The following is a 12858-nucleotide window of genomic DNA, read 5'->3' on the forward strand; positions in this document are numbered from 1 at the left end:
GGAAATCGGACTTGCAATTTTAGTACTTTAACTCCACAAAATCCGGCATACCCCCTCATCCTCACAGAAACAGGCAGATGAAAAAAACGGCTCTCTTCCTCACCGCTTTATGGATGGCTGCGCTCATTCCCGCCGCGGGCGCACAGCACCTCAGCGAAGCCCTTGAAACCCACATCACCCGCATGATGTCGTACGAACAAATTCCCGGTCTCGCCCTCGCCGTCCACGAAGCCGACGGTTCGGTTTGGTTCCAGAATTTCGGGCAAATGGGCCTTGATGATGAGCGCCCCGTTACCGAGCACAGCCTGTTCGAAATCGGCTCCGTCACCAAAACCTTTACCGGCTCGCTGTTTTTGCTCCTCATGGAAGCGCACGGCTTCGACGGGGAAACCTCCGTCAACAGCTTGCTCGAAGGAAGCGGACTTCAGCTGCCCGATCAGGAAAGCGCGCCCATCACCCTGAATCACCTGATGACCCACACCAGCGGTCTGCCGCGTCTGCCCGGCAACATGACGCCCGCCGACGACCGCGATCCCTACAAAGATTACAGCACCGAACAGCTCAAAGCCTACGCCGCGGCCGTTCAGCCGCAGCGCGCCCCCGGAGAAGACTGGGAGTACTCCAACTTCACATTCATGGTCCTTGGCTTTCTTGCCGCTTACCTCGAAAACCGCGATTTCGATCAGCTCATCCGTGAGCACCTCACAGAACCGCTGGGCATGACCCGCACGCTGCGGGAAGTACCCGAAGCCCTTCAGCCCGATGTGGCAGGCGGCAGCATGTTCGGGGCCTATGCGCCAGCCTGGCACTTCGACGAACTCCGCGGACTCGGCGAGCTCCGCAGCACAAGCGCCGATCTCATCCGCTATCTCGAAGCCCATCTCGGCACAGACAGCTTCGCCCGAAGTGCCGCCCTGCAGGCCGGACATCAGCCCCGCTACAGCCTGTCCGACGAGCTGCACATGGGCTTCAGCTGGTTCATTCGCGATCTTAATGAAAACGCCGGTCGCCTCATCTATCACGGCGGCGGAACCGGCGGATTTCGCTCAGCCATAGCTTTCGACCCTGCAAGCGGTCGCGCGGCAGTTGCCCTCACCAACTCAAATTCCGATGTGCAAGACCTGGCCCTGCACCTTGCCAACCCCGCCGCACCGCTTCGCGAACTCCCCGAAGACGGCGCCCTTCCCGAAGCCCTGATCGCACAGCTCTCCGGCCTCTACCAAAACCCAAACCTGCCCGTCTTTGAGCTCTTCGGTCAAAACGGCCGCCTCATGGGGCAGATGGACGGTCAGCCGGCCCTGCCGCTCGAACAGGTCGAAGGCCTCAGCTTCCGGAATCAAGCCGTCGGCGCCCGCATGGAATTCGAAGCCTCCGGTCAGGAGCCCGCCACCGGCTTTGTGCTGCATCAGGGCGGCATGCAATTCCCTTTTGAACGCATCACCGAGCGCCCCACCGGACCCGTAGCGATAGCGCTAAGCCCCGAAGTCCTCGCCGAATACGCCGGCACCTACCACGCCGGCGGCGGCCTCAGCTTTCAGATCGAAGCCGCGGAAGGCCACCTCTCCGCACGCCTCACCGGACAGCCCGCCGCCAAAGTACTCCCCGAAGGCAACGACCGCTTCTTCTACGAAGTCGTACCCGCCGCGCTGCAGTTCGAACGAAACGACGAAGGCCGCATCACAGCCGTAACCCTCCTGCAGCACGGTCAGGAAATCCGCTTCCAACGCGAACCCTGACACAAGCCCACAAGCCCTACCACAAACCTGACAGGCATAACCGGCTTTTTTTTTTTGGGGGGAAAACTCAGAGAACATCACGGTCTTTCGTGATAGATTGGGTGATCCCAAATCAAAGATGAAGGAGTTGCTTTTTTTTGAACCGCAGACGGCAATGGAGACGGCGGACGGCAGACCGCGGACCGCAGACAGGGGAATGGCATAAGACGGAAGTCAGATGTCAGAAGACGGGTGACGGGTGACGGGTGACGGGTGACGGGTGACGGGTGACGGGTGACAGAAGATCATCTAAAAAAAAGTCATCTCGAACACCGGGACATAGCAACACCGCAATCAAAGCCCCGGCAACCCGAACTGCCCCAAAAGCCCACCGAAGCATCATGTGAGAGATCCCCTGAGGCTGTTCGCCCCCAATATGAATCAAAGCCCCGAAGCCCTGCACCACGAGATCCTTCGACTCCGCTGCGCTTCGCTCAGGATGACAGGGCCGCCTTGGGTCAAGCGGCGCGGCCTGCCGCGCCGGGCTTGTTGGAAGTGCCGCTGTCCTCCTGAGCGCAGCCGTAGCGAAGCGAAGGCGGAGTCGAAGGATCCGGTGATGCGGGCTCGGCGGCCTGTACCGGAAGGACCCCCATCCGTGTAGTAAACCTTCTGTTTCAATTTCCCTGAAATATGTATCCTCTTTAAAGCCCAAGCTCATTTATGTGATTCGGATTAATGACGAGGCGCACAAGGGTTATTTGAAAATCGGGGAGGCAACGACACGGGAAAGCTACTGCGGCTGTAGAGGAGGGCCGTATTCCCCAGCGAGGCGTCAAACAATGGGCAACAAAAACACGCTCATTTTGTGATTTTTTATAGAAACTAACCTCTGAATTTGAGGTGCCTAAAAGCTATATTGATAATCTGAAGTAATAATTAAAGTCAGTTTTGGCTTAATCTGTACTCTCCCACAAACTTGCAAATTATCAGGAATGCCAACACTTAACTGGATCGGTAAAGAGAAAGTAATTAATCATCACCGGGATGTGCCGTTTCGGGTTTTAAATCATAAATACGGCTTTACTGCAGAAAAAGGCGAAACTAATAAGCCGACCAATAGTGGCAATAAAATTATTCACGGGGATAATCTTGAGGCACTAAAATCCCTTTTGCCAGAGTACGAAGGCCAAGTGAAGTGTATCTATATTGACCCACCATACAATACAGGTAATGAAGGTTGGGTATATAATGATAATGTCAGTCACCCTAAACTCAAAAAATGGCTTGGGGAAGTTGTCGGTAAAGAAGGTGATGACCTAAGCAGACATGACAAATGGCTTTGCATGATGTATCCAAGACTTCAGATCCTAAAAAGATTACTTTCTATAGATGGTTTGATTTTTATATCAATTGATGACAATGAATACCAAAGTTTGAAATTTCTATGTGACGAAATATTCGGAAGACAAAATTTTATCACAAACTTTTCTTGGCGGACAGATGGGAACTTTGATAATCAAGCGAAAATCAAGATAAACCATGAATATATTTTGTGCTTTGCAAAAAAAATAAGTCAATTTGAACACCCTCGTATCGTAGATCCAAATATTGACCCATCGAGCAAACTTTTTAGGAGAGTAATTAGGAATACGATCGTCAAAAATGGACCCAAAAACCCTGTTAGCTCTATAAACTTACCCATAGGGTTTCCCGCTGAATTTGAATCAGGTGTTCTTGAACCCCGGAATGATGCTTGGCCCAAATTTGATGAACCGTTAAAAATTTCTGGATATAAATTAGAAGAGCCAGTATCAGTCTCAAGCGGATGGAGTTCGAAGAAACTTTTAGAGTCTTTTATTCATGCTAAGTTCAAGCCAGTTTTAGATACAAAGCAACAACTTACACGTTTTGTGATTACTAATTCCGGTGCCATTGAAGCATTAAAAGACAGGGAGCAGCCAAGCCATGTGGTAAGCTCTTTAAAAAATATGGGTAGCACACAAAATATGAGCTCCGATTTAAAAAAAATGGGTATTAATTTTGATTACCCTAAGCCTAACTCGCTGTTAGAATACCTCTTAAGCATTCATCACACTAAAGATCACTATGTACTTGACTCGTTCGCAGGATCAGGTACAACTGCCCACGCAGTACTAAATCTTAACAAAAAGGATGGTGGTAACCGAAAGTTTATACTTATCGAAATGGAGGATTATGCAGAAAAAATAACGGCCAAAAGAATAAAAAAAGTTATTATAGGGTATGGAGACGGTAAAAATGAAGTCGAAGGCACAGGCGGAAGCTTTGATTATTACGAATTAGGCGAGCCTCTTTTTATTGGAGAAAATGCTGAATATCTGAATGAAAAAGTAGGCGCAGAAAAAATACGGTCATATATCTGGTTTAGTGAAACGCGCACTCCTTATCAGGCTCATAACCAACAGTCTGAAACCGATTATTTCCTTGGGGCGCATGAGCAAACAGCCTACTACTTTTATTATCTTCCTCAGGAGATCACGACGCTTGACCATGATTTCCTTGCTTCCGTTAAAACCAAGGCAGAACAATATGTCATTTATGCTGACAACTGTTTGCTCTCGAAAGAATACTTGAGTTCGAACAATATCATTTTCAAAAAAATCCCGCGTGATATAAACCGATTCTGATATGGAACTGAAAAATTACCAGCATAAAGTAATTGAAGACCTTGAAGATTTTTTAGAATATCTCCGGGAGTATCAAACTCCTGAAACGGCTTTCAATCAATATTGGGAAGACCGGATTGGTCCGTACAACCCCATTGCTGGTATCGGGATGGAACCCTATAAGCAAACCATTCCTAAAGCCGCTCATGTTTGTATTAAAGTCCCCACCGCAGGCGGCAAGACTTTTATTGCCTGCCATGCGCTTCATTCAATATTTAATGCTACCGGAGACAGCCTGCCCAAAGCTGTTATTTGGCTTGTGCCATGGAGCAACCTGCTTGACCAAACAGTTCACAGCCTGAGCAATCCCGATCATCCTTACAGGAAAAAGCTGAACGCGCTGTTTAATCACAGGGTAGAGGTTTATACTAAAGAAGATCTCTTGCAGGGCAGCAACTTTAATCCGACCGTTGTTCAGGATCAGCTCTCAATCATCGTAATGAGCTTTGCCAGCCTTCGGGCCAGAAAAAAAGAGGATCGGAAAGTATATCAGGAGAATGGGCAGTTAGCTGCATTCGCGAATCAGTATTCAGACGCTAAACATCTGCTTCACGAAACGGACGAAACGGCACTCATAAATGTCATTCGAAGTCTTAACCCTGTTTTAGTTGTAGATGAAAGTCACAATGCGGAGAGTACGCTAAGTGTTGATATGCTTGGTAATCTGAATCCATCTTTTATACTCGATCTTACGGCTACGCCCAAAATAAACAGCAACATTGTTAGTCTTGTCCCTGCCATTGAGCTCAAAAAAGAGCACATGGTTAAATTGCCCGTAATTGTTTACAACCATCAGGATAAAACAGATGTGATTAACAGCGCATTGCACCTGCAGCGTAAACTTGAGCTTTTAGCCATTGAAGAGCGCAAAAAAGGAGGCAAATACATTCGACCAATTGTTCTGTTTCAGGCGCAGCCTAAAACCAAAGACGATAACACAACTTTTGAAAAGCTCAAGCGGCAACTGTTAAACGTAGGGATTCCTGAAGAGCAGATTAAAATAAAAACAGCAAATATTGATGAGCTAAAGGACGTCAGTTTGTCGGATGAATCTTGCCCTGTAAGATATATCATAACGATCAACGCACTTAAGGAAGGCTGGGATTGCCCCTTTGCCTATGTGCTGGCTTCGTTAGCCGACAAATCATCCGCTGTTGATGTAGAGCAAATCCTTGGTCGTGTTTTAAGGCAGCCTTATGTAATGAGACATTCAGCTTCATTGCTCAATGTCTCATACGTATTGACCGCTTCGGCCAAATTTAATGATACGCTGCAAAACATTGTTGAAGGACTTCAAGCCTCTGGTTTCAGTGAAAAGGATTACAGAAAAAAAGATGTGATGTCCGAAGCGTCCAAAAAGGAGGCTATTGTTGATCCTATGACCATAGAGCTTTTCCCTGAACAAGTACAGGAACATGAGGAGGAAGAAATTGACAGTGAACGGATTTCGTATAATGAAACCGAACACGAAATCGGTGCAGAAGACCCTGCTATAGCAGACATTACCAGCCTTGCTGAACAGCAAAGCAAGGAAATGGAATCGGAAATCGAGCGGCAGAAAAGCAAACCAATTGATGAACACCAATTTATGGAAATGGGTGATAAGGTGAAGCGCTATAAATTAATTGAAGCATACAGTACCATAGCCAAAGAAATTGAACTGCCTCAGTTTTTTATTGAAACCCCAAAAGGTGATATTTTCGGTGCAGGAGAAGCCTTTTTAAATCAAGAGCTTCTCTTAAAAGGTTTTAAACTTGCAAGTGAAGATACGAAGATCGATTTCGAAGAAAACGCCAAAGACCTGTACAAAGTTGACATTCATAAGCAGGGTGATGAAGACTATTCACCCCGCTTTGAGAAAATCGCAAATTATTCTGTAAAGGATGACATCGTAGAATATATTCTTGCTAAGCCCAAAGAAAGTCAGATAAAAGACATAGCTTACCGTTTAGTAAATGCTGTTGGGAATATGTACCCCATATCCGATCATGAAATCAGACTATATATTGAAAGAATTATTGCAAGTTTTAGTGCTGAGCAGTTTAGAAGTATATTAACGAGCTACTTCAGGTACGCAACCAAAATAAAAGAGAAGGTAAAATCGCTTGCAGACGCATACGCCGAACAGCAGTTTAATGAGCTGTTAACCATTGGCAAAGTATCAGCCAAACCGACCTGGAAATTCCCGGAAGCTATAGTACCAGGTCCGGTAGGCTCATCGATTAGTAAGTCCCTTTATGAACGTGAAGGGATAATGAATGACTTCGAAACTTCAGTTATCTCAGATATTTCGAGCTTACCTAATATAACTTTCTGGCACAGAAACCTTGGTAGAGGAAAAGGATTTTCAATAAACGGATTTAAATCCAGGCATTACCCTGATTTCATATTGCACACCAGGAATGGAAACATCATCATACTTGAAACCAAAGGAGATGACAGAGACAACCCTGACAGCGCCTCAAAAAGAAGGCTTGGAGAAAAATGGGCTAATCTCTCAGGTGTAAACTACTACTACTTTATGGTCTATAATAAAATCTCCCCCGAAGGTGCATTTAACCGGGTAAAAGCAAGAGAACTGATTTCGAGATTGTAAAGTGAAGCTGAATTGAAAAAAAGGGGATTAACATGCGCCGGAATATGCAGAGTGCATCCATTCGGGAAACAGATCGGCAACTATACCATAAATTCGGCCTCAATCCGGAAGAGATTACGGTTATTGAGGGTATGATAAAGCGGATGGGGTAGGGGGGGCGAGCTGCCGGGTGGGTTGGGTTTTTAGTAGTTTTGTTTGTTGAGTTACTGTTTGGTATTGTGGGTGTTTTAGAAGTATGTTTTGGCGTCAAACTGGGCTATAGCTGTTACATAACGGATTGGCGTTTGTGCTGCCGGGGTGACCGTCTAAGAATATAAGCAAAAATTGCTTACCCATCCGCACGAAATGCTTTGTTAGGCGCATTTCTTTGATTCTAAATATGTTAAAAAGGACTCCGGAGAACTGATAAATTCCGTTGTATTTGATAAAGTAAGTTCTGAGTATTTGTTCAAAATATGTCTAATGTTTCTATCTTCAGTAACAAATACGTCTCCATATGTAAGAGGAACTATCATCATTTCAGTATCGTGAAAATCATTAATTGTGAACTTCTTATTTTCATTCAAACCTGTATATATCATAACTTCACAAAATGTGTTTAGTGCTGGAAGTAGAGGGAAAATATGATTATAGCTACTTTCATCGGGGTCTTTCGGAATACTGTTAAAATAGTTAGTTACCTTTAGCAATGAGGCTGGGGATAAAATTCTATTTAATTTAAATATCCGCGGAAGTATTGTTTGCTTTGCAATGTGTGTCCTTTCAATTGTTCTAATTCTTGGAACTGACCTTTTTGCATACTCATTTCTTTTAATTAATTGTTCTGTCATTTGATTCTCAAATGGAATTTTATTCATCGGAAGTCGATCTTTGAGCATTGTGACAAAATCATTAATCGATAAACTAGAGATTGCTTTTGGAAAAGTACAACTTGAAAACTCCCTAATTTTTCTATCTAACTCTGTATTTCTTGGATTGGGATTAAATTTCAATTGAAACTTTGAAGAGATAAATCCAGATATTGGTAAGTAAATATGAGAGTTGTTCAATTGATATTCTTGGTCATCTATTACACCAGCAATTAGTAGTTCTATTTCTTTATCAAATATTTCATTCGGAGACCGAAAACATAAACTAAAGCTTATTGAATCCATAAATTCAAATACTTGTTTTGCAGAGTCATAATTCTGCTTAAGAAGCTCTCGGAAAGTATCCTTTGAAAGTGGGCAAAATATTTTACCACACTCAAATAATCGTTTTAAGTGTAACTTTATACTTTTGAATTGATCATTTTCTTCTCGAGATATCTTGTTCCACATATTGGTGTCTAAAAAAAAAGCTTCTCGTTTTGTGATACGAGAGAGAATTTCGTGATTATATATTTCTGAGAATTGATACATGTTTGAGAAAGCGCCTAACGGCTTGGCGTTTGTGCTGCGGGGTGACCATGCCTGAAGATAAGCAACAATGGCTTACACGGCAGCAGGAAATGCTTGTTATAGCAAACTAAAGTTTGATTCTGTATAACTTGTTTCCCTTTTGACTAAAACGTTCTTCAATAATTCCTTGACGCAACATGTTTTCAAGATGATGTCTAATCTGCGATGTGGGAATAAATGATAATTTATTGAAACCTTGTTGTTTGCCCCCCCATTTTTGTATCCTAAGCGGTGAGAAGGCCCACTTTGAATATTTACTGAGAAATCTTCGCAACAGAGATTCAATGTCATCAATATCAGTATTATCTATCTTATTTAGCTCATATTCAGAGTATGTTGCTTTTAAATTATGAAACTTTGTATCAATAGAATTAAATTTGACAATTGGAATACCTTTATAAAAGTTTAGATCAATAATATCGTCTGGAACGAGAATTAACGGTTGAATAGCAACTCGAACATTTCTCTCAGATAGATAGCTTTCGTATTCTTCTTTGTGATAATTAATCTGATGTGCTGCATTTTCTAATATGGAAGGGCGAGTTATATATTTAATTTCTAATAGATAATGAACAGTTGGTGTCTCTATGATTGCATCAATTATTAAGCTTCTGCTACCAGAGACAAGACGTACTTCTTTTCTAATATTTTTATAAGGAAACGGAATCTTATTTTTCACCAAAGACTCTAATACTGATTTTTCAAAATTTAATGCAGTACTAACCATTTGATTTTTATCTCTTACAGTTGAATCCTCAATATCTGTTATACCAGCAGGTGGATCTACGATGTCTTCTATCGATTCTACATCATCTGCCCCAGTATTCTCTTCCTTTTCGATTTCCGCAGATATTTCTTGTTCAGTTTTAGCCTTTACCTCTTCATTGCTAGCATTCCCTGACAGGTATGCCCAAAATTCTTTTCTATTCCATATCAAGGCAGCAAGTTTTTCTAAAAAAAGTATTTCTGTGACTAACGTAGCAACAACAAAAACAGAAACAACATATACAACATGCAGATTAGCAGCTAGTGCTAGAGATACTACTAAAATGGAGCCAAGTAATTGAGTTATAACTTTTTTATCACTAACTAGCATCACACAAATAGCAATGATTAACCCAACAACTGCTAAAATTGACGCTATAGTTTCAAAAATTGTTGAATTGGTAACTAAATCCATAAATATCATCGAGCATTGTTAGTAAATTTGCTATAACGGCTTGGCATTTGTGCGGCGGGGCAAACATTTAAGAGTATAAGCAACAAGAGCTTACCCGTCCGCACGAAATGCTTGTTATTTTTCAGAACCCCAAAAAATCAAAATCACCATCGGCATCCCAATCATCTTCGCCCTCTCCTTCTTCATCCTCATTGTCCAATCCATCACCCTCTACATTTGGAGCCGTCACATAATCCCAGTATCCAGTAGGATCTACAAGTTCATCTGGGTCTTCTACATCAGAAGCTTTTATCCAAGTTCCGAATATTGTTAAAAATTTATCCTCTTTCATATTTTTATAACTTTTACTTAGTCAAAAAATTCACTAGTTATTTGGCCTGTTAAAGCAAAGATTACACCGCCCGCAGCATATTTACCAACTCTTGAAACCCATTTGTTAAAATCATTTGGCCCTGATTGGGAAGACTTATTTGTATGATTGCTCTGCGATTCTTTCCTTTTCAATAAAGACTTAGCTTCATCATGCCCCATTTGTGCAGCTATTTCCATGTTCTGCCAACCATCATCAAACTTTGATTGCTTCAATTGGCTCATAGCTATTAAATAGACTTTATCAGCATTCAATCCAAATGGCTCATCAACTATACTTAGTATAAGATCTTCAGCTTCATAAAAACCACCTTCATTATAGTTATCAACAGCTGCATTGTAGAAAATGTAATCTATAGCTTCAATTGATGGATCATATTTAGATTGGTAAACTAAATCCCGCCAAATATCAAAGGCCTCATTATGATTTCCTGTCTCAAACAAACAACATGCTAATAAGTGCCAATATTCAGCTTCATTTTTCTTATTAATGGCCATTTTAAGCCAATCAATAGCAGAACCTAAATTATTAGATTCAATATCTGATAAAGCTTTCTTGTAACATTGATTCGCTGTTTTATAAAACATGATTTTTGTTATTATGAGTTTTAAAAAATAACTACTTATTGAGCGACTGACAATATACACCCCCAAGTCGTATAAGTAAAGAATTATCTACTTATGCGACGCACGGGTACGCATTAAGCACCAAAAAGGCGTTTAATAGCGTGTTCGTTTTCGGGGTTGTGCTTCGTCGTATAAGGAAATACTTATACAACTTGGGTGAAATGCATTCAAATCTTGCTGCTGTTGCGATGCATGCCAAAACGATCCCATAAGCTCCCTTTATCTTGGCACTGCCTCAAGCCTCGGGTTGGACTCCTTTCATCTATCTTGCAAATCTTTGTCCGTTAGGTATATCGACTCTGTTTCCGGGTTTTCATCATAATGCCTGATTGCAAACCCGTGTATAGCTTGTGCCGGAATGAAGGCTTGCCCGGTAAATCCGCGATTTTTTTCTCCATCCGTTGGGCCAACCGAATGGTGTTTTCCTTTTCTGTTCCCGGTTCAGGTTCAGGTTCAGGTGCAACGGGCAGGGTACGCGCCCGACCGTTGGGATGCTGTTTCGTGCTAATTGAATTTGCTAAGGCCGTTTTACAATGATCGTATTGGTATGGTTTGTTTAGAATGGAGGATGAAGCAGGGCTGTCGTTATTGATATGAATTTTGTTTCTGAAACTTTCGGATGCTATTACAAACAAGGCCGTCTGCGCGTGCCGGCATGCTCGGGTTTGCGTTTGATCAAAGACATATCAAAGACAGGTCAAAGACGTATCAAAGACGTATCAAAGACGTATCAAAGACGTATCAAAGACGTATTTTACTTGTCTTTGATATGACTTAGTCCTGTTTTTGTCTCATTTTTGTTACAGCTTTGGTATAGCCTAAACCCGGGCAATTCTGATCTTTGGAAAGGCGGGATGTTCGTGGGCGTTCCTGCTTAGGAGTGGGACAGCACAGAGGCGGGAAACCAAAGTTAACCGCGACCACCGTCAACCCGGAAACGCCTTGAAGTACGCCCGGCGCGGCAAGCCGCGCCGCTTGCTCAGCCCCCAATCATTACCCCCAACCCGTCTTCCCGGAAACCGTGCGGTTCACGGGTTTTGGGAGGTGGCCCTGCACGCTGTCGCACGGTTATCCGGGATCTGCCAAAGTGGACCTGCCGCTATGCAATAGCCGGTTTGGGATGCCTGTACTGCAAAATGCTTGATACAATTTAGGGTGCCTGTCACGAACATTGTCGCATGGCGAAGCTGGCAGATCCCGGATAAGGCCGCAGGCAAGCGGGGCATTTAAGTAGCATTGGTGCGGGCCTTTCCGGGATGTCGGGGTGTGGTTTTGTAAACAACAGCCCTGCAAGGGCTACATACCAAAGCCCGGGGTGACAACCCCGGGTTGGCGGACCCAACACACATTGAGCCCTGAAAGGGCGGCATACCTCGGGGGCGTGGCGCAGAACGGAGTGTGCCGTTCCAAAATGGTTTCTTCTGATGACCTGAAATTGAGGTTGGCGAACAAGTAGTTGCGGAATTTTTCCAAACGCTTCTAAACCATCTTATTCATCTTTCAAGCCTATAAATCCTGTTCAAAAAAGGGGCCTGACCTGACATCAGGAGCAAATGCGTTTCGTGGTATGCCGAACCGCCGTGCCCGTCACACCCCGCCCGTTCGCTGCGCTCACCCGGGCACCCCTCTCGCAGAGGGGAAATTTAGCTCCGTGGCGTTTCAGGGTTTCCAGACTCAAAACAAAATGTTGTTATTCAGGCATCGAAGTCGTTATTAAAACGGCACTTGCCAACTCCCCTCTCGAGAGGGGTGGCCCTTTTTCAGTGTGTCACGAAACAGTATGTCGGTGTGTCAGTGTGTCTTTTGCAGGTTATGATGTTGATATTATTTGGGATACAAAATTCCCCTCTCGAGAGGGGTGGCCCCTGTAGATGGGCGTAAAGGGCCATTGAAGCCCGAACCGCACCCAGTCCCTTTCAACGCCCAAATGCTGACGGGCCGGGGTGTGGAGAGGCCGACCGAAGGCTACGAACCAAATTACCGGCACTAATGCAATGGATGGGACAGCCTGCGGGTAGAAGCTCCTTGGCGTAAGCTGCTGGAATTCCGGCATCGCGGCGGTCACACCCCGCCCGTTCGCTTCGCTCACCCGGGCCCCCCTCTCGCAGAGGGGAATTTTAGCTCCGTGGCTTTTCAGGGTTTCCAGACTCAAAACAAAATGTTGTAATTCAGGCATCGAAGTCGTTATTAACACGGCACTTGCCAACTCCCCTCTTGAGTGGGGTGG

Annotated in this window: 8 protein-coding genes; 3 read left to right on the forward strand and 5 right to left on the reverse strand. The window is 44.2% G+C overall.

Features of this window, described 5'->3' with window-relative positions:
- The first annotated feature begins 77 nt into the window (after positions 1-77).
- Positions 78-1736, forward strand: a complete 1659-nt coding sequence (locus CYPRO_RS10815) for a serine hydrolase (protein WP_114984625.1) — start codon at positions 78-80, stop codon at positions 1734-1736.
- A gap of 497 nt (positions 1737-2233) precedes the next feature.
- Here the strand turns inward: CYPRO_RS10815 and CYPRO_RS16860 are convergent, their stop codons facing one another.
- Positions 2234-2368 carry a hypothetical protein gene (locus CYPRO_RS16860; protein WP_270049183.1) on the reverse strand — a complete coding sequence of 45 codons (135 nt, stop codon included), beginning with the start codon at positions 2366-2368 and terminating at the stop codon, positions 2234-2236.
- A gap of 339 nt (positions 2369-2707) precedes the next feature.
- On the opposite strand from CYPRO_RS16860, the gene CYPRO_RS10820 reads away from it, so the two are divergent.
- Together CYPRO_RS10820 and CYPRO_RS10825 are read left to right on the forward strand one after the other, a co-directional pair.
- Complete coding sequence (locus CYPRO_RS10820; protein ID WP_114984626.1) at positions 2708-4381, forward strand: site-specific DNA-methyltransferase; 1674 nt, start codon at positions 2708-2710, stop codon at positions 4379-4381.
- 1 nt (position 4382) lies between these two features.
- Positions 4383-7016, forward strand: a complete 2634-nt coding sequence (locus CYPRO_RS10825) for a DEAD/DEAH box helicase (RefSeq protein WP_114984627.1) — start codon at positions 4383-4385, stop codon at positions 7014-7016.
- 353 nt (positions 7017-7369) lie between these two features.
- On the opposite strand, the gene CYPRO_RS10830 is transcribed toward CYPRO_RS10825, so the two are convergent.
- The 4 genes from CYPRO_RS10830 to CYPRO_RS10845 all read right to left on the reverse strand — a co-directional run bounded on the left by CYPRO_RS10830 (position 7370) and on the right by CYPRO_RS10845 (position 10592).
- The gene (locus CYPRO_RS10830) at positions 7370-8416 is read right to left on the reverse strand and encodes a hypothetical protein (protein ID WP_114984628.1); all 1047 of its coding nucleotides are present in this window, start codon (positions 8414-8416) and stop codon (positions 7370-7372) included.
- A 106-nt stretch (positions 8417-8522) separates the two neighbouring features.
- Positions 8523-9635 (reverse strand): hypothetical protein, encoded by a 1113-nt coding sequence (locus CYPRO_RS10835; protein WP_124245593.1) that lies wholly within the window; start codon positions 9633-9635, stop codon positions 8523-8525.
- A gap of 121 nt (positions 9636-9756) precedes the next feature.
- On the reverse strand, positions 9757-9966 hold the full coding sequence (locus CYPRO_RS10840) for a hypothetical protein (protein ID WP_114984630.1): 210 nt from the start codon (positions 9964-9966) through the stop codon (positions 9757-9759).
- A 17-nt stretch (positions 9967-9983) separates the two neighbouring features.
- Positions 9984-10592 carry a tetratricopeptide repeat protein gene (locus CYPRO_RS10845; RefSeq protein WP_114984631.1) on the reverse strand — a complete coding sequence of 203 codons (609 nt, stop codon included), beginning with the start codon at positions 10590-10592 and terminating at the stop codon, positions 9984-9986.
- Between the last annotated feature and the right edge of the window lie 2266 nt (positions 10593-12858).

This window comes from Cyclonatronum proteinivorum (genome assembly GCF_003353065.1).
Taxonomy (GTDB): domain Bacteria; phylum Bacteroidota; class Rhodothermia; order Balneolales; family Cyclonatronaceae; genus Cyclonatronum; species Cyclonatronum proteinivorum.

Bases quoted from the DNA above. Each gene is read 5' to 3' on its own strand.
- CYPRO_RS10845 (WP_114984631.1), bottom strand. From the start codon at position 10,592: ATGTTTTATAAAACAGCGAATCAATGTTACAAGAAAGCTTTATCAGAT.
- CYPRO_RS10835 (WP_124245593.1), bottom strand. From the start codon at position 9,635: ATGGATTTAGTTACCAATTCAACAATTTTTGAAACTATAGCGTCAATT.
- CYPRO_RS10825 (WP_114984627.1), top strand. From the start codon at position 4,383: ATGGAACTGAAAAATTACCAGCATAAAGTAATTGAAGACCTTGAAGAT.
- CYPRO_RS10840 (WP_114984630.1), bottom strand. From the start codon at position 9,966: ATGAAAGAGGATAAATTTTTAACAATATTCGGAACTTGGATAAAAGCT.
- CYPRO_RS10830 (WP_114984628.1), bottom strand. From the start codon at position 8,416: ATGTATCAATTCTCAGAAATATATAATCACGAAATTCTCTCTCGTATC.
- CYPRO_RS16860 (WP_270049183.1), bottom strand. From the start codon at position 2,368: ATGGGGGTCCTTCCGGTACAGGCCGCCGAGCCCGCATCACCGGATCCT.
- CYPRO_RS10815 (WP_114984625.1), top strand. From the start codon at position 78: ATGAAAAAAACGGCTCTCTTCCTCACCGCTTTATGGATGGCTGCGCTC.
- CYPRO_RS10820 (WP_114984626.1), top strand. From the start codon at position 2,708: ATGCCAACACTTAACTGGATCGGTAAAGAGAAAGTAATTAATCATCAC.